This is a genomic window from Petralouisia muris (genome assembly GCF_004793545.1).
Lineage (GTDB): Bacteria > Bacillota > Clostridia > Lachnospirales > Lachnospiraceae > Petralouisia > Petralouisia muris.
Genome location: NZ_SRYA01000004.1, coordinates 122,894 through 144,220 on the forward strand (window position 1 = coordinate 122,894; position 21,327 = coordinate 144,220).

Genomic DNA, 21,327 nt, shown 5'->3' on the forward strand with positions numbered 1-21,327 from the left:
CAAAAAGATTTTTCTTTCCATTAACTTTTCAATGATAAAATAGCATATATCTTGTCGGTTGCCCAGGCACCTACACAACAAAAACCCGAACCACAAATTCCTTTTATTCTTCCTCCCTCGCGCCCAACAATTGAATCGGATTCACCTTTAAGTTCCTCCCGATCAAAAGCAGGGACATTGCAAACATGCCCAGCACTTCCGTACTTACCGCAAAAACAATGCTGTTCCTTACAATGTCCTGGTTTGCGGCCACAGACAATTCCCCATTTTCATTCCCTACAATCCCTTTGGAATACATGGTATTGAAATAATCCTCTTCCAGGGACGCAGCGTTCAGCATCCTTTCATTGGCGATTCCCCCAACGGCTCCTCCCATGCAGGCGGCAATAACTGTGAGAATCATAATCCCTGCCAGCAGCGACGTCCTGCATTCCCTCCGGGACATTCCCAACGCCCGTTCAATGGCGGTGCGCCTTCTCTGCCTGATAATGGCAGAGTACAGTAAGAATGCGCCGCTTGCAATCACAGACACGAAACCTACCAGGAATATGATGACGGCTATGGTCTGCAGGTTATTCATCTGGGAAGCGAACCGCTCATATCCTTTGTCATCAAAAGTCACTTCCAGAAGGGAAGACTCCGGCAGTTTGGAGAATTCCTCATAAAAATCATTGATTCCGCCGTTCTCTATCTGGAAGGACGCATTGTATCCCCGCATGGGGCCTTCTGCAATGACATTCCTTACATCTTCTTCCGGAACGGATGCGCTTGGGATGATGATTTCATCCGTTACAAGTTCATACAAGTCCCGGCCTGTGGAACGATGCAAGTAAATTCCCTTAATGTCATAATCCGCTTCGAAAAATACGTCATATTTTTGCCCTTCGGGAGTTAAAATATCCAGCCGAGACATTCCTCCACCTTCTGATGCCACTGCTACTTTTGAATATTCATAATCTGTAAAAAACAACTGTAATCTGATTTTATCCCCAACTTTGAAATTATTTAATTTAGCAAATGTCTGGGAAACCAGGCATACCTTTGAACCTTCTTCATACTCATCACTGCTGATTGCTTCCCCTTTTGCAATGTAAGCCTGTCCATCATGAAAAGGGCTTAAAAGCTCAATGTTTTCCGTCGGCGTAACCGGCACTGTCTCAAATGTCAGTTTGTTCAATTCATCAATAAGATTCTGCCAGGCTTCTCCTTCTTCCGTATTCCAGAAGCCTGCGCCCACTTCCTCCCAGCAAAGCAATGGATCTCTGTCTCGAAAGACTGCCACTGGAACATATTCCCATGGATATTCTTCCCCTGTGCGGGTATCGGATACGTTCACTTCCAGAAATGAAATATATGTTTTGCCCTCCTCTAAAGGCTCCGTCTCTTCCCTGTAATGGTCACAAAACCATACCGTCTTTCCAACCATTGATGGTTCCCCATCTCCCCAGTAAACATTGTTCAGTTTCACCTTTACCGGAACGTTTGGAACACTGTCTTCCAACGGAGAAAATTCCACTAATAGTGAAAAATGCCCAACTCCTTCCCTTGCTAATGTGCCAGTAATAAAATCAGGAGAAACTGCGCCGTAAAACGGCCTGCGTTCCACTTTGTTTATATATGTAACGTCCAAGCTGTTTAATAACTCTTCATCCAGAATCTGCGTATAACTTGCTCTTTCCGTTATTTTATATTTTTGCAGCTCTGCATTCCATTTTCGTTCCGTCACCATGCTGTCCGGCTTCTGCGTCACAGTCCCTATGGTGGTAAAGCTATCCTTCATCTGGTTTATGGAGTCCTGGACCCCCCATCCACAGGCTGCATCCTAATGTGAAGAAAACAGTTCCAAGCATAATAATGCAGAAAAATAAAATGCTCATCCACTTTTTCCGAAACAATTGTTTTATACTATTTTTCATAAAATCATTCTCTTCATCATAATCACATAATACTTAAGCTATTAACATTATATCTATAAACAAGCAAATTTAGAAAATTGCACAATGAATTTATGCCACCAAAGCCAAAATTTCCTCAAAAAGGATGTTCCTCGCTCCGCACTGACAGATAAAAAGGAGCCGTTCTTTCTGAATATGGCTATAAATATAAGCATAGCCTTCCTCAAAGGACATAGTCTCCCCACATCCAGTACATGCATCAGATGTGCAGTGCCATCAGCAGCCAGTACCTCCGGATTCCCTCTGATAAACGGACCTGATACCTGCCAAATGCCAGTTTGTCCTTGGCCTGACGGAAAAATACCTCCACCGGTCATTGCAGGAGAGCATGGCTGCCACGGCCTGATGCCCATAGCCCTTGGGCTTCCTTATAGATGAACTGGATGACAGTACCTTTCAGTATGTCTTCCAGTCTGACATCATCCCATTTTCCTTTATTAAGAAAATGAGCAGCCGTGGTACAGTGGCAGGTGCTGCATTTTCAAAATCAATAGTCTTTCCATGATATCCAAGCGAAAAGGCAGATATCAGTATGTCCATGATATGTTTCATAGCCGTCTGGGGGCTGACTCGGCATAAATTTAACTTTTTAAAGCAGTTGTAAAATAGCTTTGAATGGTATATACTGCTTTCTATAAGACATCATCCTTTGCAGGTTATTGTTTTGGTCAAGAACAGTATACACTCAAAAAGACATGGTGTCTTTTTTTATCCATTTGAGACATCTTTGGTAAAAATTCAAATTTGCTCATTTATAGATTATACTCTAAACTTAATACTCAGACTTCATAATTATCATCTACTATTTTTTATGAAGCCTGAGTAAGTCATACACATCAAACATAAACTTCTTGGAATTAAAAATTTCCTAAACTATAATTATCCTGTTACAAAATATTTTTTCTTTTCTATGCTTAAGTATTTTTATCACTACATTAAAAATTTTTTGTTATATATACAATTTAAATAACTGCTATTCTTTAATTTTACCATCCAGCTCCCCCTGTAGCCGATCCTCCTGTAGATGCATTCATATCGTGTTTATTTGATATTCTATATTGTACAGAATCTAAATTCGGAGCCTCATAACAATCACAAATTGCCTGACAAATTCCACATGGACATTTAAAAGAATAAACTGTTTGTCCCACTTTTGTATCCATCTTCTTTAATTTCTTCATACGTTCTCCTTTCCTTCCAAAGCCTATGTTTAACATAATATGCTTTCATAACTTTAACTGAATCAGTCTGACAACCTCTTCCACCGTTCCAAACCCGTTCTCTTCTATTTCAGAAGCGTTGAAATAAATATTGTATTTTTCTTCCACCGCCATTAAAAGCTGATATAATTGAACCGCATTCAGTCTAAAGAAAAATGATGTCAGCGGCAATTTCTGTTTATCGTCCGTAATTTCATTCCTGATATGAAACTCCGAGCTTAATAGATAGCAAATGTCTTTTGTAATGCTTTCCCTGGTACAGCTTTCTGTCATCGCTATATCCTCCCATATGAAAAATCAAACAGTTCCTTTTTTAATCCCTGATAGAACAATTCAAAATCATTTTCATTCAGCAGCTGGTAAACCGGCTCCCCTGTCTGCTCCCGCAGCGCCCTGGCTTCCCCTTCCACTCTGCCCATAGGGATATAGATAGTCTCTGCCTTCTCCTGGGGTTCATAAACAACATCCAGAATCTGGTTACTGATATGGAACGCGTCTATGGGATATCCAAATTTATGCCTAAAATGTTCATTGATGTTGGATATGAAATCTTCGGAAAGCATTTCGCTGAGGCCGCAGTATACACAGTAATCTGCATGTACAGCCTGTGAAATAATAAATGCATGAACTCCGTAATCATAGGGGATGTTATGGTCAAACGCCGTCATGGGCCAAGGCAGCTTCAAGATGATGACGTCCGGCTTTTCCACCTCTTCTATCCCATTTACAAGCGCCTTTACTTCCTCAACGCTGTGTTCCAATCCATTTCCATCATGAAATTGCATGAAATATTGATGTTCATACAATGCATTATACTTATCTTCACTGATTAAGGCGCCCCTCAGGTTATCTTGTTCGAACCTTTTCATTAACTTTAAAGCAATCTCATATCCATCGCATTCCTGGGTCATTTCTCCCAGATATATAACCGGCGCTTGAAATCTTATCTTTTCAAACCGTGTTTTCTCCCGCTTCCCATAAGGATCACAGGCGTATGTAAATATGGCACCGTTCTGTTTGGCTAAAATTTCAAACTCCCTTCTCCTGGCTTCCTCTAATTCCGCGAAGCATATGACTTTTTTCCTCTCGCCTAACGCCTGGCCGATGATCTCATAAAGCAAATCACCCAAGTGCCTTTCTTTCTCCATCCCTATGTCAGTGATGATTATTATACCGCATTCTCGGATTCCATTCCTCCAGTCTGTGCTGGCAGTAAACCCAAGTTCCCTGCGGTTTGTCAAAAAAGAAATCTCTTTTCCCTCTAATTCCGTCCCTGCCGAAACAACGGATGAAATTTCATAATTATCTGGCATGCAGGCCAGGAGCGGAATTTCCTTTTTCGTAAAAGGCACAATGCAAACTTTCTCTTTGTTCAAAATTTCCCCTCCTTTTTCTTGCGCATCTTCTTCTCATGAGCCATATTCTCATACAGCAGAATCCGGTCCGCAATCTGTCTCCAGGCATTCCCTCTGGCTCCTGAGCACTGTTTCCTTTTCAGCTCTGCGCATAACGCATCCCCATCCGCGGCATGTTTCCCACATACGGAGCACAGCGCAAAGGCCCAGCAGTTTCTGCATTCCTCTGTAATCTGTGAAACATTTAAAATCCTGCTTACTTTTTCAAGGTCAAAGCCTGCGTCAAGGCTTCCAATTTTCATACAAGAGGATGTTTCACTGACCCTTTCACAAGGAAACAGGTTTCCGTCGCAATCTGCCAGCAGTCTCATTTTCCCAGGCACGCAGGGGCCTCCCGGAGCCGTAACCCCCGGCAGTTCAAAAGCCTGGAAATGTGAATCCGAAATCGCCCGTCCTTCAAAGGCTCCTTTCACTAATCCGTCCGGCGCATCAAAATTCTCTTCCCGGAAATATCTGACATATCCCAAAAACGTCTGATATTCATAGGCCGACTCAAACTGCTCGCTTGTCCTTTTTATTTCATTCTCTTCTTCCACCATATTCCACCGCACGTTAAGCCCTTTCAAAACCGGTTCATGGAAAAAATTGGATACTTCCTGATAGTCATTGTCCGGATCAACCACCATATTGACTGCGCACTGCAGCTTATCTTCACATTTATGCTTCAATTTCTCTAAATTCCTGATTACCGCGTCATAAGTTCCTGCATCATTGACAAACCTCCGGTTCTTATCATGGATCTCCTTCGGGCCGTCTAAGCTCACTGTAATATAAACCTGATTTTTTACCAGAAAATCCATGATTTCATCCGTCAGCAGCGTCCCGTTGGTTGTGATGGAATAAATGATTTTATGCCCACGGAAGACATCATTGCAGTATGCAATAATTTTTTTGATTAATCCAAACTGCAAAAGCGGCTCCCCACCGTAAAACCCAATGGCTTTTTCCTCGCAGTCTACGGAATGTTCCATATAAAAATCCACGGCTTTTTTCGCCGTCTCATAACTCATATCCTTATTGGAATGGCTTCTTGTACCGAAATTCTTCTCTTCGGAATACACGCAATAGCGGCAGCGCAAATTACACCTCTGGGTCAGCTGCAGCAATATCTTGCTGACTCTTCGTTCCAGAATAATGTCTAAATATTTTGTCGCCGGATGCTCAAGCTTCTCAATATACGGCTCCCTCAGGTATCCCAGATCCTTCAGTTCTTCCACTGCAAGGGCCGCCTCACTGCCGGCTTGCACGTCCCCTGTTTCTCCTTCCGACTCCCAATTTACAATCCGTTCATAAATTCCTTCATTGACCGCTATAATCTCATTCCTCTGCGTTTCATAAAAATAATATCCTAACGGTGTTTTCAACGGATAAATTAACGGTTTCATCCTTATTCTCCCTTCATCCCTGCGTCGTTTTGCATTTTTAATTGTCGCTTACACAATTTTATCTGTCGTCTTTCCGCTATCCATGGCATTCTGCTTCTCCACAATCCGCCCGTCACTCATCCGGTACAGCACGTCCGCCTGCCGGGCAATGTCCGGATCATGGGTGACTAAAATGACGCACCTCCCATCCTCATGGGACAGCTTTTTCAGCTTCTCCACAATCCGCCCGCTGTTCGACGTGTCCAGATTCCCGGTTGGCTCATCCGCCAGGATCATCGGCGCTTCCGACGCTATGGTCCGGGCGATTGCTACCCGCTGCTGCTCCCCGCCGCTCAGCATTCCGGGAAACTTTTTTTGCATGCTCTCACTTAATCCCACGCTTTCTAAGATTTCATTGATCCGTTCTTTCCAGTTTCCTTTCTTTCTGCCTGTGAGTCCAAGGGGATATGCAATGTTTTCCTGTACGGTCAGCATGGGAAACAAGTTGTAATTCTGAAAAATAATGGATAACTGCTTTCTTCTGAGTTTATCCCGATCCAGTTCCCGGTAGCTTTTCCCATCCAGGTAAATATTCCCTTCCGTGGGCAGGTCAAGGCCCGCAAGCAGGGAAAGCATCGTGGTTTTTCCGCTCCCGGATTTTCCCTCAATGACGCAGAACTGTCCTGACTGGAATTGGGCGTTCACTTCCCGAAGAGCGTACGTGGTCTGATAGTGATTGCTGTAACGGTAGCTTACATTTTCTATTCTTAACTTATTCATATTCATTCTTCTCCTAATACGTTTTCCCGATATACAGCACGCTTTTCCGGCATACAAGGACGGCGGAAAACGCTGAGCCCAAGAACTGCACCGCCATAAATGCAAGAAACACTCTCAGCCAAGTCTGTGCCGGAAATCCATAGCCGGCACAGAGCAATACAACCATTGCCGCACCGCTTCCGATAACGGCCAGAGCGCTTCCTTCCAGCAGCAGCTGCAGAATAATCTCAAATCTTTTCATCCCCAGACAGCGCATCAGGAAGATATCCCTTTTCTGGTTATGGATGGACAGAAAGAAAATCAGCGCCTCCAAAAGGATAAGCAGAACAAAAACCGGTATCACGAATATCTGAAGAATCTCTATATTCTTCTTGATTTTAGAAGCTGTCTGGATATAGTTTCTATCGTCCACCGACAGGGCTATCTGTGCAATGTCCTCCGGCTTTTGGGTGTCCATGGGGAAGAAGGAAAGCTCCCTTGCTTTTTCCTTCCATGCATTCAATTCCATGGGATTTCCAATCACCCCTCTTGCTGAAGAATAATAAAAAGGCTTCCCTGCCGCTGCGTACTGGCCTCTAAGCCACTCTGCCGAACAGATGACATTGGGCTCTTCCGCCATTATGCTGTCATATACGCGTCCCTGGAAGAACCCGCCTATTTCTATCTGAGTGGAAGTGACCTTTTCAAATCCGTCCACCTGGCCGATTTCATCATATTTTCCGCTGTACAGATTCAGTTCCAGCGTGTCTCCCGGCTGGCAGTTCAGCCCCCGTTCTTCTGCGTATTCTTTGCTTAGGAGGCAGACTCCGGCGTCCTCTGACAGCATTGTTTCAAATTCCTCCATGCTAACGGAAAGGCTTTCCGGCTCTAGCAGGAATGCAGACGCGTCATTGGATGCGGTAAGGTACACGCTTATCTTCTCTTTGTCCTGGCCGCCGCGGCTAACGTTGCCATAGCTTTCCGCGGTCAGCACTTTATCCTTCACATCTAACTGCTCTAAATTATCCGCTGTCTTTTCCCGAATCCTAAGCCCCTGCTGCCGTATCCCGCTGACATCAGTCAGGCACATGGCAACGGGAATCTGCTCTCCTAAATTTTCCAGAGCACGGTAGTTCCCATCAATACTGTCAAGATAAATAAAGATAAAGCTGATAAAGATAAAGGAGATTAAAATCAATAATAAGCTTCTTCCTTTATTCCTCACTGCGTATTTTATTCTGTACATGGTTACCTCGCTAATCTTAGCATCAGAGTCTCCTGACACTATTTTTAAACCGTAAAATCTCCAATTCCTAAAACTCTGATAATTTTCATCGCTTTTGTATGACACCTGGCACCCTATATTTTATTTTCCCTGCTATCAGCAATGCCGCTGTTACAAACATGCCCCAAACAATCCCCTCATATAATATTTGCCATTTAAATATAACAGCCGCTATAAAAATGACAGAACTTATCGCCACTATAATCCGTGACTTTCTTCTATATACCCTTCTCTCCATCATATCCAATGTTTTATTAGGATTTCCAATTGGCGCACACAAAAATATGACGCCAATAGACGCCAAGCAAATAACAAGATAAGCAGGGAAACACAATCTAAAATACTGTTTGCCAAAGAGAACCAAATTTATCAATGCAATAGATAGCGCCAAACATTTCCCTTCTGTTTTTGCATGATAACCACCCGCATAAGGACGCAAGATGCTAAAATATAAAAACATTATGGCCATAAAAAGGAATTCATGCCAGATAATTCCGCTTATCATTGTAAGCAAAAAATTCATCATCATAATTATGGTCTGATGCACTCCATATACAATTACCTCCAGCTCCTGGCTGTCATTGCAAATAGCGCCTGCTATTTTTTCAGAAATATTGTCTATCGCTTCTTCCAAAAGTTATCCCCCAACACTTCAAAATTTTCTTAACCTTTTTACAGAATCCGGCTGCCTGCGCTGATAACTTCAAAGTGAACATCCTACATTCGCCTCTCTGGCTGCAACCTTCCGAACCAAACGAACCGCTGCTTTTTTCCATTTCTTCTCTTTCATCTCACATACCTCCTGAATATTTTCCAAAATTATACCATATATATTTTCTACTTTTTTCCAAATGTAATAAATCATATATGTTTATGTAAAAAATCATGTATTGATCCTAATTACTTATTTGATGGAATTTATATACAGCAGAGCCTCCACTTTAAAGATATCTTCTGTATAATTTATATTAATCTCACCCCCGCATATATCTATCATTTTCCTGACATTTTCCAACCCTATTCCATGATGCGTCACCTCTTTCTGCGTTGTCTTAAATTTCTCTTTTCGTTTGATGACATTGCCGGAATAGCTATTTTCTATAAACAGAAAAAGAACCCCTGCTTTTACAAATATTTCAACGCATAAATATTTGCGTTCTGTTTTTTGCGCTTCCCGTATTGCATTATCCAACAAATTACCCAAAATTGTACATAATTTAAAATTGCCATGGAACATCCCTTCCGGAATATTTATCTGTACTTTCACTTCCTTTAATACTTCGTTTGCTTTTTTCATCATATAATCCAAAATGCCGTCCACTTCCTGGTTTCCCGTGGAAACCGTCTCATTGGAGCTTGCCATAAATTGCTCCATCTCTTTTAGATATTCCTGGGCATCCCGAATCTTTTTGTCTTTTAACATCATTTTCAATTCAATGATATGGTGTTTCATATCATGCCATAAAGTTTTTTCATGTTTTTGGGACTCCTGTATTATCTCTAATTCTCGGGCATATATATGTACCATTTGTTCCTGCATCTTTTGCTCCATGTATCCGGAATAAAACTGAATCAATGACTGATAGAAGTATATATTTAAGATATTAATAATCAACAGCCCTGTCGCTGTAAAAAGAATAATGCCTCTGAATTGAGTCCCCAGCTTTGCCACGTAAAAAATAATGCCTACGCTTATAACAGGAACAATTCCCAGCGAAGCCTGATATCTGAAAGGAAGGGCAGAATCTTTTTCCATCCTTGCCGTCCTCTCCATAATCATCGCAACCAGAAACATTACCAGGCTTGTAACGTATTCCTGCAGGGGATTCACAGGGTTTCCAAACTGATACTTAGAAAAAGCAAATACCACAATGCTGTCATCCAACGCATTGATTCCATAAATCAAAAATACTGTAAGCATTTTTCTTGACATTTTTATGTTATACGGCAAAAGTATTAGGATAAGCCCCAGGATATTGCATAAAAGGTTAAGAGGCGGATAATAAAAGAGATGATAAATTGTACTGGTAAATCCCCAAAAAAACACATATAATACCCAATGAAATTTCCAGAGGCAGGTTCTTTTATCAGTAAATGTGTCGACCAGTTTTTTAATGGCAACGGTCCGAACAGCGTTGGCCGCTATGCTTAGCAGAATCCCCTTAATCCCCATTTTTTCTGCTCCTTTCACTCTCCAAAATCTTCTTTCTCACGCATGGCCTTTGCAGCTGGCTGACATTCAGCACGCTGCCGTCAGCCATTGTAATTTGTTCGTACGTATATGTTTCTACAAAACATGAATTGATAAGATACGATTTATGTATTTTCAAAAAAGTGTCAGCAGGCAGCATTGTCTCTGCTTCGTTTAGCTTTCCATAGTATTCTTTTACCCCCTTTACCGTCACTACCTTGATTTTCCTTTTTTCACTCTGCAGATAAAGGATGTCTTTATAGGGTATTTTATACAATTTCCCCTTGTTTCGAAATTCCAGAAAGGCGGCATTTTTTCCCAGGAACCGGAAGATTTTATCCATGACAGATACTATCTTTTCTTCTTCCAATGGTTTTATCACAAAATCAAACGGGCGATTTTGAAACAGCTCTAACGCATACGATTTGCTTGACGAAATATAAACAATAACCGTCTGCTCATCACCTATCGTATTCCTGATCAATTTTCCCACATTAATCCCATCTACTCCAGGTAGCGCAATGTCAAGAAAAAGAATGTCTGCTCTGTTATTATTCATCAGATACTCTGATAAATCTGTCCCTGTATAAAAGGACTCTACATGATAAGACATCAGATTCCTGGACGCATGGTTTAACAATATTTCCTTTAATTCTTCGCACGTTTCTTTTTCATCATCGCATATAGCAATATTTAACATTTTTTCTTCCTCGTTTTCTCAAAAAAATTTTGATGCTTCCATCACACTCAGCCCGCCGAACGGCAGGCTGAACGTGATGGGAAGTTTACTATACTTCCAGAAACTCCCATAAGGCAAAAATTTCTCCTAAATATTGTTCTGTAAAATTTCTTGCTGCACCAGCGTATTTTACTGTATTCCGTTCTTGAAACTGTTTCCCGCAACTACATTGATAAATACTGCTATCCTCCCTGGCTGGCTTAATAATTTTCCCACATTCAGCACAACGAAGATAATTATGCTTTTCTTCGATACACACTAAAAAGCGCTGCCATTCCTGCAAGTCGTCACATATCCGCAAAAATAAGAAAGTGGATCCCGGCTAAAAAGCATTCTGCTATTTTTATGATAATAATTCGTGTGCTTATATATCGAAACTGCTGCCATTTCTACAATACATCGTTTTCTGTCATCCAGGCTGTATATACTGCCAGAAAAATAAAAGTTCATTAAAAAGCTAATTGCATACAGACAGCCATGATCATTCTTTTCATATTTTTTTCTAATCTCATCATGCGCTACTGTCTGAAACAGCATATAGGTATACTGTTTAATCACTTCATCATATTTTATCCGAAGAACGGTTTTCTTAATGCAGTCTATATTACCTTTTTTCAGCCTTTTTTCTCTTCCTCGTCCCTTTCCTTTATCACTTCATTCAGCATTCCCAAAACTGTTGCCATCAGTGTGCCAGATTCCGACATGTTCTCTGGAACGATGATGGGAAGTATAATATCATTCGACGCCCGCTTACTCTTTTCCATCTGAACCCGTATGGTCTTTAAAATAGATGTCTTACCGGCTCCCCTGACTCCTATGATTCCTATATTGTTGGTTTTTTGATCTTTATTCCCGCCATTTACTTTTTGTCCTTCAGCGTCGTCCATGGAGTTTTTTCCTCGCGAAACAGTTCTATCTGATGATAGATCCGCTTGTAGTTTGGCATAATTAATTCGGCCTCTGAATCCGACAGACATCTTGCTCCTATCTTATTTTGGTTTCCCTTTTGTTCACTCATTCTTATTCCCCCTTATACTTTTCCCTTGGTTTTCTCTTTCAACCGGCAAACAGAACATATTTCACCAATTCCTGCCCTGACTTTATGCCTGATGACTTTGAAGCTTCTGCCCCAAGCATATCATAAAATTTCCCAGTCTGTATCATGCTAAATTTACTTCTCTCTGTCTAATATCCACATTATATTTCATTCTCTTAATAAAGTAAACAATTTATTGCTCCGGCCATTTCACCCGAATTGCTTGCCGTTTGTGCGCTCCCTCTATCATCCGACATAAATACTGAAAGCTCATTGCCATACAGACTGTTTGTATGTTATGATATCGGTAATAATTTATAAGGAGAAAACGAGCATGAAACATAAAGAGCATTATAATGATGACTATATTTTTAGTCTTTCTCAAAAGATACTTTTAGTGATACCAGACTTTGACGACAAAGCCTTTTGTCATTCTTTAATTGGCAGACTTGACGACAAAGAGTTATTTGCAAGGTTCGACTATATTGTGGATGCTATGCAAGAAAGCATGGCAGATGATTACTCAAAAAATATTCAAGCATTTTTCAATATGCTTGGGCCTGAGTTAGAACAGTCTGAAGGAATGTTTAATTTTGGATGGTGGCTATGGCCTATTGGCAGGTATGTTGAACGATATGGAAATAAAGATTGGATTTTATCACTTTCATTTTTGAAAGAATTAACAAAACGATTTACCGGAGAATATGCTATCCGCCCGTTACTGCAAGAACATCCAAAAGAGGTGATGGACGAGTTAATAGAATGGACCACTGATAAAAATGTTCATGTTAGACGACTTGCAAGTGAAGGAGTTAGAATACGGCTCCCCTGGTCACAAAAATTATTTGTTGCATTAGATGAATTTGAAAGATATACAACTATTCTTACAAACTTAAAGGATGACCAAGAAAAATTTGTTCAAAAAAGTGTAGGAAATAATCTTAATGACTTGTATAAAGATGCTCCTGAAAAAGCAGATTATATTATTTCACAATGGGAGAAAATGGGAAACAGCAAGGCGCAGGATTGGATTATTAAACACGGAAGAAGAAATCAAAAATAAGAGAGGAGTTTTCTGTTTCAAGTACGGTAATTATTCTGTATTGACAACAGAACAATATAAAATGAAAATTCAGAAGCTACTTATAAAACCACTTCTTCTTTATATGTATGGTCTTTTCAAATTCATTCCCATTTTCGTCAATGCCCTTTGCGATTATTATCAGAGCGAATTCCTTTATCAAATTTCGCTTTGATGAACAGGAAATATGAAAATTTCCCCGAATGCCAAGCGTTGGTATGCACCCGCCCGGACGGGCATAACCACAGCGGCAATATCCATGTGCATATCGTAATCAATTCCCTGCGGATTGAGGAAGTTTTATCAGGTGGTTCAGGATACCAAGGCCGATATTGACCGCTTCGCTCATCTTATCCGAAAATACACCAGCTTTGAAAAACTCGACCGCTTCATGTATGGATGCCGAAAAAATAACTTGGCTTTACGTCTATTTGTCATATCATCGTCACGGGAAAGCCTCTCCTACAACGGGGTAATCTTGGTTTTCGTCATAGCGTCTGCCTCCTTACATAAAATATGCTCTAAATGTGTCCTTCACTAACCATGAAAAAATCTCGTGATTAAGAAGTCATTATCGTTTCACGGTCTCTTCCTAAATCTATGCCTTCCATGGATACCGCTCGCTTCATATCTTTCATGTCCAAAGTGTTCCTTACCCTCTCCATGCTTCTCATGGTTTCTCCGTCCATCCCCTTCCCTTTTCTCATAGTAACGCTGTCTCTTTTGCATACTTCTGTTATCCCTGTTGTCTTCTTCTTGCCCAAAATAGTTTCTGCCTCTATTGCACTTCAACTCATTAATCGGACAATGGTTTGAACATTGCTCACAATAAACTGTCTGTTCATTCATTTTTTCAGCAAACATATTAACATCTCCTTACTTTTTATTCGTTAGGTACCTTGTTATTATATTTCATTTATTTGATTTTGTCAAGGTACCTTGATACTTATTTGACTTATACAAAATATTACATTTCAAACAACGCCTGTATAAATGCCGCCTGAGAGTTCATCCGTTCGGTTACTTTACTTTTAATACAAGCTGTGATATCTGCCGACAAAGCAGAAATTTGTTCTACAATCAGAGCCAATAAGATTACGGTTCATTTTGCATCTTCAAAGGCTAAATGGAAGACTGCGCCGATTATAGAAAAGATTTATTATAACTAAGGGGTATTTCAATAGAATTGCATTGAAATACCCCCTTTTCCATCTTTGGGTTTTGCTGCCAGGAATACGCTCTGTAACCCCCACTTGCTCTGCAAGCGCCATCCGCTAAAAGGGCCCGCAGACTCAGTGGCTTTCTTCATGCTATCCCTTCTTTCTTCCGTTATGCTCCAGAGCATATCTTCTTATAAAACCTTTATCCACCACAACTATCAGTTGTAACTCTCCAAAATTCCATCTGTTTTTCCAATATCTGAGCAAATGTTACAATAAATTCGTATCCAGATTAAAACATACAGACTGGATACAACATAGAAGGAATCATACATACAAAAGAGGAGGTGTAAATGTTATGATTGAAATTCTATCTCTCATTGCTGCTTTTGGCGGCGATATATTTGCAGCTTCCATTGGGGCACTGCCAGCATTTATTATGACTGGCGTATTCTCTGTGGTTGGAGCTGTCGCAGGCATGTGCGGGGCAGGTGACGCATCCAATATTTTGGTAAATTACCTTGCATTCGGCCCATTCTTTGGACCGCACGTCTCATTTGCTGCAGGCGTTGCCGCTTCTGCTTTTGCAAAGAAAAAAGGCGTAACTGAAAATGGCGCTGACATTGCCACAGCTTTAAGCGGCTTCAATGAGCCCAGTGTTCTTCTGGTAGGCGGCATTTTCGGCATGATTGGCTTCCTGTTTAAAGAACTTGTAATAGCAAACCTTTTTGCAGGAACCATTTCAAACCGTCTGATTACGGATGCACCGGGAATCACTGTATTCTTTTCCGCCGTCCTGGTTCGTCTCATTTTTGGCGGAAAGCTGAGAACCGGAAGCGAAGTGTTCAGCAAAGGAAAAGCTTTGGCAACCACTTTGGTTATCGGTGTCGGCTATAGTTTAGTGGTTGGCGGCGTCTACACCGGAGCCATCCATGCAGGCGCTCCGGTGGAAGCTTTTGGCGGATCCTATCATGTCCTGATTTTCGGCCTTGCAGCAGTTGGACTTTTCTTTGCTGAGATGGGACAGCCATTCTTTGGATGCCACCATATCGTAATCATTGCAGCAGAGGCTGCCGTACAGTCCTATGCAACTACCGGAAACCTTTATCTGGCATTGCTGATAAGCGTTATCTTCGGTGTTATTTCAGCATTACTTGCTGATTTCGAAGGACATTTCTTCAACAGCGGAACAGATTCCCATATCGACCCGCCAGCATTTGCTATTTTTATTATGACATTTGTTGTCAATGCATGTTTCCCAGTATAAATAATGCATGGCACATTCCTCTCTATGTATGGTAACTCAAATGTTCCCGGGGTATAACGGAAATATTTTTCCTTACTCCAAAAGGCCGCTTTTTCTACTGCTATGGAAAAGGCGGCCTATGCCTTTTCCGGCAAAAATCCTAAACGATGCGCCAAGCAAATCATCTACACGTTCAAACGAGTCCTCCAAAAGAGTTACTTGCCGTGCGAGAATCCGTCTCTGGAAAAATCGCTCCATGCTTTTCCTTTTCGTAATTAATGTAATGCAACGTTGCCTGATCCAGAAAAATACCTCTCAATGTAACAAGATGCGTTTCAATATACATCTGCGAGCCATCCTCTAAGAAAAAAGGCAGAAACACAATTTCTGGAAAATTATAATATTGGTAAATCCGTTTACTGCTGAATCCAATCAATCCCTTTCCTGCGCTCATAATTGACAGATATTCATTCATATCTGCCTGACTATAGACGGAATAAGAAATCCCCATCGCATCCGCCTGCCTGAAAATCCATGTATGGTACGATTCATATATATTCAGGAGCAGCAGGGATTCTCCTTCCAAATCCCTTATGGTAATCCGCTCTTTTCCCGCAAGTGAATGATTGCTGTTCATTACTACATATAGCGGTTCTCTTCCCACAATCTGGTGAGACTGAAATTCATTCGGGATGGGAGCCAGCATAAAAGCAACATCTCCTTTTCCCTTCATCAGGTCTTGAATCATCTCTTCTTTGGATTCCTCTGTATACCTTGTTTCAAATTCTGGATAAAGCCTTCCATACTCGGCAAATTCATCAATATCCGTTGCCAGGGCAAATCCAGTCGGAGCAATAATTTTCAGCACTCTTTCCTGACGGACATGCGCAATCTCCCGTTCTAACTCATGAAAAGAATCCTGAACTTTCTTAAAAGAATCATACAGCTTATCCGCAGATTCTGTAGGAACGACACCGATAGAAGAACGCTGGAACAAAAGAAATCCCAGTTCTTCTTCTAACTTGCTGATGGATTTACTCAACCCCTGCTGAGAAATAAATAGGGCCTTGCTGGATTTGGTCATGTTACAATCCCAATACAACTGTAGGAAATATTGAATTTGACGTAATTCCATGTTCTTTTCCTCCGGTTCCCTGCTTGCATTTTTCCAAAATCCCCCTTATTTAAAATAATAAACTTAGCGCCCTCTTTGTTCTTTTTCCCATTTCTCTATCTTGCATGTATGGAGTTTCTTTTCGTCATAATTAATTCCAATCAGCAGGACTCCCCCGATCGTTTTCCACCCTCTGCATATAATTTTTCTTCTTTATCTGCGCTAAGGCTTCTTCACAAGAACGACCCATTTTCAATTCCAGAATAATTGCTTATCCTGATACTTCTCCAGCAGTTCATGATTAGGAATTATCTTGCGTTTGACCTAATCAAGGAGGCGCACATCATGTTAAAATTTATTGAAAATCCACTACCTGCATTCCGTTCTTGCTTTTTAAGAACCAGAGCCTACGAATGGTTCCTTGTTATTGTTTCTGCTCTGTTAGTCCGATATGACTCTTTAGGCGTTACATCTTTTGTTCGGGCGCTTTCATTGGATCGGTGTTTTCTCAACCGTTCCACTACTCATGGAACTGAAGTGACTTAATGAATCCGCCGTTTGCCGCCTCCATGCCATTGCCAGGGCCAAGGCGAATTGCGCCGCCTATGCAAAGCCTGAGAAGAAGCCCGACCCGCGCCGTGGCCGTCCCTGTAAGAAAGGGAAATCCATCAAGGCAATGGACCTCTTTGAATCCCGCAGGCATGACTTCATAGCATCCACTGTATTTATGTGCGGCAAAGAACAGAAAGCGGAATGTCTCTCACTCAATCCGCTCTGGGTCGTCATATTATGCCGGGAACTGCAGTTTGCTCTTGTCAAATATGGCAATGTGACCACAATCCTGTCCACCGCCGATCTGGAGCTCGCGCCAACACTTGTCATTGAGACGTATGCGCATCGCTTTAAAATTGAACGAATGTTCCGTGAAATGAAACAACAAATCCATGGATTCTCCTATCATTTTTGGAATTCAAAAATTCCGAAGCTCAACAAGAATAAAATTATTGACCGCGGAAGCAATCGAGCGTTTTGTCCTCTGTTCTGAAATCTCTATGGGATTTCTTTTATCACATCACCGGAAAGTTCTATAATTGTATGTTTGTCAAACGCCCCAATCATCCCTTCCTGCTGCTGTTTATCAAGTCTCTTTAAAATATCCTGATACTCTGCTTGCAGTTCTTCCAGCCTCTGCTCGATACTATTATACACCTTAAACTCCTTCTCATGTGAAAAAATATAAAACGGAATTAACAGCAATAAGTTTTTTGAAAAAATATCTTCCAAAGAATATTCCTGTACCTTCATAATTGGGACATCATACTCTACATTTCCGCCCATCCGGCAGGCTGCTCTTACATTCAAGATGGTATTTCTTCTTTCTCTTTCCATATATGATGAAATTAGTGTCTGTTATTCTTTCCTGGCCCGCTGCATCCTGTTGGTCAATAAAATGCTCATTGGAATGAAACTCTATTTTTTCATTCCCTGTATAACCCTCCCCAAAATATCTCATTGATTACTGGGATGATCATCTGCCGGCAATCATTTAAGATGGTTCGGAATGCTCCATCATATATATTTCCCATATACAATCCTCCGTATTTTTTGTCAGTTAAACGCTATGAATCCTCTCTTTTGGATTTCAAAATACTTCTAATGTCAGTATAACATGTTTATTTATTACACTCAATATTTCCTCATTTCTAATTGCGAAACATTTTCCTGCTTTTCTAAATTTAAACCGGCAGACTATCCCTCAAGCAGAGCACGCCCCAGCCCGTTGATGTCAAGTAATTGTCACGAACTTTTTCACTTTTTTTCAAGTCAAAAGCCTGCAAACCCGCATAACTCCGTTGGGCTGATGATAAATAGTTGCTAAGTCACTCCAAAATTGATGGGAAGTTATTGCTAAGTTGTTTTTATATTTATCTTATAATGTAAAAGATACCAGAATTATATCTGTCTGGCATCTTTATATTTCCTACCCATATCCTAAAATTTATCTTGATTTTTCCTTAGTCGGAGTTTCTATTCTCTTTTGATGTTCCAATTTACATATTACATCACTTACCCGACTGTATACATCAAGAAAGTCGGGTTTATTTTTTATACCCTTCATTTTATTATAAGCTTCACCCAACTTGGCGGTCTGAGTTTTATATGCTTCAAAATCCCCCAATTCCCTACCTGTTTCAGTCCATATTTGATGCAATTTATCCATATCAATTTTTGTAATATAAGACATCACATAAATATCCAATACATCCTTTATTCTTCTACATACGCTTTCTCCTGAAATTGCATATAATTTATCAGACAGCATTTTGGATAAACTTGCTCCTGTAATAGATATTCCATTCACATAGGAAATGTAAGGCCTGCAAAATCGGTTCTGCCTGACGCTCAAATCAATACTTGCAATCTTTTCTCCAAATTCATTGATAATTCTAAAACCTGCAGACTTTCTTTCAGCGAATGTTCTATTGGCTTGGACATCTAAGGAAGAATCCACTTCTTTTACTGCGTTTCTTAATGCTATTTCCATTTCCTCCATAGTCGGAAATTCACCAATCCAATCTCCATCTATATCTCTAGTTGCTCTTTCAACTTTTGATGGATTATTGTCCCTGATTGCAAGATTAAGAACCATCGCGCCTTTAAACACAATCGGCACACCTGCATTTGACAATTCTTCCATCACCCTGTATAAAAATTCCATTAAATCCAAACACATCACCTACTCTTCATAATATTCAACCGCCCATGCCTTATATTTCTCAAACCTCGACCGCAAATGTTCTGGCACTTCAAGCCCATCAAAACTCTCATTGTGTGCGTCATAATAATTTGCCAAACTCTCCATGATAATCTGCTCATCCCCATTTTGCTCTAAAAGGTCAATGATAGTCTGATTTACAGTAGTACATAATAGCCCGTTTCGTTCTTCACACACAAGAGTCTCAAGAGATGGCACTAAAATCTGTTCCGTCCCATCTATATTTTGCTTTTTATTGACGAATATCTGTGCTGCTGATCTATATCCGCCATTTGTCAGACCCAAAAAATCTGCCGCCGTGTCAAAAGCAAGTACACATTCCACATCTGCTAATAAATTTCTTAATTGGTCATTATATGTAATAACTGCCATTTATGCAGCCTCCTTCCTAAATTATATTGTATACTATAAATACTTTTCCATATAAAGGCAATATTAAAAAATATTATTGTAATATCTAAATTAATACCCTCTAGGGCACGCATGCCATTCGGCGTGTCATAAAGTATATCTTATTGAACTACTAATGTTCAATAAATGTAAGATATTTTAATACCATAACTATTATACCTTCAATTACTGAAAATTCCTACATATTTTATATACATCAAAAAAATTTTTTCACAAGAAACAAAAAACATAATAAATAATAAGGTATATATCATTTCATTCCAAAAAACAGGAAAAGAAAGTATCATCGCCTCACATGATACTTCCTTTCCATTCTTAGTTTCAAACCTTTTATCTGGCGTCTCACCTCGACAGACTATCCCGCAGACAGAGTATGCCCCAACCCGTTGATGTCAAGTAATTGTCACGAACTTTTTTCACTTTTTTAGCGGCCAAAAGTCCGCAAATCCGCATAACTCCGTTAGGATGATGGGAAATTATTGCTAAGTACAGTAAAAATTGATGGGAAGTTATTGCTAAGTTGTTTTCAAAACTAAAATCTTCCTACCCTCCATTTTCAATTCCCAACAATAATTTATCAAAATCACTTTGATACAACCCATCCTGAATAACTCTATACTTTTCAAATTCACTTTCTGCAAAACTTTTGGCAATTTCAGCAGATACCTTTCCTTTATTTCTCAATATTTCTTCCTCATTGAATTCAAGAAATATATCCAGTCTTTTCGCCCAATCTTCCATTGTCATGGGAATCTTCCGCCTCGCCTGTCTTTCTGCATAATCAAGATACATAGTAACAAACTGGTTTAAATCCTGCAATTCTTCACTCGTCAAATAATTTTTTGCGATACTTACATCTGCTTTCACTATTTTACTCGTTGGGGCATTTTTCCAGGAGGTCAATCCCATATGCTCTTTTCTATGGTCTGCACGCTCTACAATTACTTCTGCAGCCGTATGTTGATGGACTGCATAATGCAGCTTGTTCTGCACCATAGCAAAAAAAACTTTTGAAGTAGCCGCCATAGGCGAATAGTCCACTGCAGTCGCATAGATATCTGTTATCTTTTGATAAAACTTTCGCTCACTTGCGCGAATCTCCCTGATTTCATCAAGTAAATGCTCAAAATATTCCTCATCAAATATCTGACCATTTTCAAGACGCTTTTTATCCAGCACATATCCTTGGACAGTAAAAGTTTTCAACACTTTCGTTGCCCACTGCCTGAATTGGGTTGCACGAATCGAATTAATTCTATAACCCACAGAGATAATCGCATCAAGATTATAAAATTTCATCCTATATTTTTTACCATCAGAAGCAGTTGCCGAGGATTTCTCGGTAACTGCTTCTGGACTCAGCTCTCCACTGGCAAAAATATTTTTCAAATGTAAGCTAATATTATCTGTTGAGCAGTCGAAAAGCTGAGCCATACTCTTTTGTGTCAGCCACACATCTTCATCATGAATCCTGACCTCTATACCATCTTCCCCATTGTGTTTTGTAAATACAAGAAAATCAACAGTACTGTTTCTAATCTGAATTTTTTTGTCCATAAAATCACCTATCCTTAT

General features: G+C 40.3%; 22 protein-coding genes. 3 read left to right on the plus strand and 19 right to left on the minus strand.

Annotated features, from left to right (window positions below):
• Nucleotides 1–103 precede the first annotated feature (103 nt).
• The 13 genes from E5329_RS03095 to E5329_RS29605 form a co-directional block, all read right to left on the minus strand.
• Complete coding sequence (locus E5329_RS03095; RefSeq protein ID WP_135988125.1) at nt 104–1,780, minus strand: FtsX-like permease family protein; 1,677 nt, start codon at nt 1,778–1,780, stop codon at nt 104–106.
• Between the two features lie 1,161 nt (nt 1,781–2,941).
• Nucleotides 2,942–3,136, minus strand: coding sequence for a hypothetical protein (locus tag E5329_RS03105; protein WP_135988127.1), 195 nt, complete (start codon nt 3,134–3,136; stop codon nt 2,942–2,944).
• Between the two features lie 45 nt (nt 3,137–3,181).
• Complete coding sequence (locus E5329_RS03110) at nt 3,182–3,448, minus strand: acyl carrier protein (protein WP_135988128.1); 267 nt, start codon at nt 3,446–3,448, stop codon at nt 3,182–3,184.
• Between the two features lie 2 nt (nt 3,449–3,450).
• Entirely contained in the window at nt 3,451–4,551 is a 1,101-nt protein-coding gene (locus E5329_RS03115; protein WP_135988130.1) for a hypothetical protein, read from the minus strand.
• Nucleotides 4,548–5,975, minus strand: coding sequence for a radical SAM protein (locus E5329_RS03120; RefSeq protein ID WP_135988131.1), 1,428 nt, complete (start codon nt 5,973–5,975; stop codon nt 4,548–4,550). The genes E5329_RS03115 and E5329_RS03120 overlap by 4 nt, the downstream gene beginning before the upstream one ends.
• A 48-nt stretch (nt 5,976–6,023) precedes the next feature.
• Nucleotides 6,024–6,734, minus strand: coding sequence for an ABC transporter ATP-binding protein (locus E5329_RS03125; protein WP_135988133.1), 711 nt, complete (start codon nt 6,732–6,734; stop codon nt 6,024–6,026).
• 13 nt (nt 6,735–6,747) lie between these two features.
• Nucleotides 6,748–7,959, minus strand: a complete 1,212-nt coding sequence (locus E5329_RS03130) for an ABC transporter permease family protein (protein WP_135988135.1) — start codon at nt 7,957–7,959, stop codon at nt 6,748–6,750.
• 85 nt (nt 7,960–8,044) lie between these two features.
• Nucleotides 8,045–8,632 (minus strand): accessory gene regulator ArgB-like protein, encoded by a 588-nt coding sequence (locus E5329_RS03135; protein WP_135988136.1) that lies wholly within the window; start codon nt 8,630–8,632, stop codon nt 8,045–8,047.
• A 270-nt stretch (nt 8,633–8,902) separates the two neighbouring features.
• The gene (locus E5329_RS03140; protein WP_135988138.1) at nt 8,903–10,171 is read right to left on the minus strand and encodes a sensor histidine kinase; all 1,269 of its coding nucleotides are present in this window, start codon (nt 10,169–10,171) and stop codon (nt 8,903–8,905) included.
• Nucleotides 10,161–10,889, minus strand: coding sequence for a LytR/AlgR family response regulator transcription factor (locus E5329_RS03145; RefSeq protein WP_135988140.1), 729 nt, complete (start codon nt 10,887–10,889; stop codon nt 10,161–10,163). Before E5329_RS03145 ends, E5329_RS03140 begins: the two co-directional genes overlap by 11 nt.
• Before the next feature lie 88 nt (nt 10,890–10,977).
• Nucleotides 10,978–11,211, minus strand: coding sequence for a hypothetical protein (locus E5329_RS03150; RefSeq protein ID WP_135988142.1), 234 nt, complete (start codon nt 11,209–11,211; stop codon nt 10,978–10,980).
• Between the two features lie 331 nt (nt 11,212–11,542).
• Nucleotides 11,543–11,815 (minus strand): hypothetical protein, encoded by a 273-nt coding sequence (locus E5329_RS03155; RefSeq protein ID WP_135988144.1) that lies wholly within the window; start codon nt 11,813–11,815, stop codon nt 11,543–11,545.
• Nucleotides 11,788–11,946 carry a hypothetical protein gene (locus E5329_RS29605; protein ID WP_168356497.1) on the minus strand — a complete coding sequence of 53 codons (159 nt, stop codon included), beginning with the start codon at nt 11,944–11,946 and terminating at the stop codon, nt 11,788–11,790. The genes E5329_RS03155 and E5329_RS29605 overlap by 28 nt, the downstream gene beginning before the upstream one ends.
• A gap of 352 nt (nt 11,947–12,298) precedes the next feature.
• Between E5329_RS29605 and E5329_RS03160 the strand changes: the two genes are divergently transcribed.
• Nucleotides 12,299–13,027 (plus strand): DNA alkylation repair protein, encoded by a 729-nt coding sequence (locus E5329_RS03160; RefSeq protein ID WP_135988146.1) that lies wholly within the window; start codon nt 12,299–12,301, stop codon nt 13,025–13,027.
• Between the two features lie 578 nt (nt 13,028–13,605).
• Here the strand turns inward: E5329_RS03160 and E5329_RS03175 are convergent.
• Nucleotides 13,606–13,809, minus strand: coding sequence for a hypothetical protein (locus E5329_RS03175; protein ID WP_135988148.1), 204 nt, complete (start codon nt 13,807–13,809; stop codon nt 13,606–13,608).
• Between the two features lie 754 nt (nt 13,810–14,563).
• On the opposite strand from E5329_RS03175, the gene E5329_RS03180 reads away from it, so the two are divergent.
• A complete protein-coding gene (locus E5329_RS03180) occupies nt 14,564–15,472 on the plus strand; it encodes a hypothetical protein (protein WP_275442955.1) in 909 nt (302 codons plus the stop codon).
• Between the two features lie 172 nt (nt 15,473–15,644).
• On the opposite strand, the gene E5329_RS03185 is transcribed toward E5329_RS03180, so the two are convergent.
• Nucleotides 15,645–16,586: a LysR family transcriptional regulator gene (locus E5329_RS03185; RefSeq protein WP_135988150.1), complete on the minus strand. Its 942-nt coding sequence runs from the start codon at nt 16,584–16,586 to the stop codon at nt 15,645–15,647.
• A gap of 706 nt (nt 16,587–17,292) precedes the next feature.
• Here E5329_RS03185 and E5329_RS03190 point away from each other — a divergent pair.
• On the plus strand, nt 17,293–17,610 hold the full coding sequence (locus E5329_RS03190; RefSeq protein ID WP_330571920.1) for a hypothetical protein: 318 nt from the start codon (nt 17,293–17,295) through the stop codon (nt 17,608–17,610).
• A gap of 5 nt (nt 17,611–17,615) precedes the next feature.
• Here E5329_RS03190 and E5329_RS30380 read toward each other — a convergent pair whose 3' ends face one another.
• The 4 genes from E5329_RS30380 to E5329_RS03210 form a co-directional block, all read right to left on the minus strand.
• Entirely contained in the window at nt 17,616–17,927 is a 312-nt protein-coding gene (locus E5329_RS30380; RefSeq protein ID WP_275442956.1) for a hypothetical protein, read from the minus strand.
• Between the two features lie 637 nt (nt 17,928–18,564).
• Nucleotides 18,565–19,284 (minus strand): nucleotidyl transferase AbiEii/AbiGii toxin family protein, encoded by a 720-nt coding sequence (locus E5329_RS03200; RefSeq protein WP_275442962.1) that lies wholly within the window; start codon nt 19,282–19,284, stop codon nt 18,565–18,567.
• Nucleotides 19,285–19,302: 18 nt separating this feature from the next.
• Nucleotides 19,303–19,713, minus strand: a complete 411-nt coding sequence (locus E5329_RS03205; protein WP_135988156.1) for a hypothetical protein — start codon at nt 19,711–19,713, stop codon at nt 19,303–19,305.
• Between the two features lie 582 nt (nt 19,714–20,295).
• Nucleotides 20,296–21,309 carry a virulence RhuM family protein gene (locus E5329_RS03210; RefSeq protein ID WP_135988158.1) on the minus strand — a complete coding sequence of 338 codons (1,014 nt, stop codon included), beginning with the start codon at nt 21,307–21,309 and terminating at the stop codon, nt 20,296–20,298.
• Nucleotides 21,310–21,327: the final 18 nt, after the last annotated feature.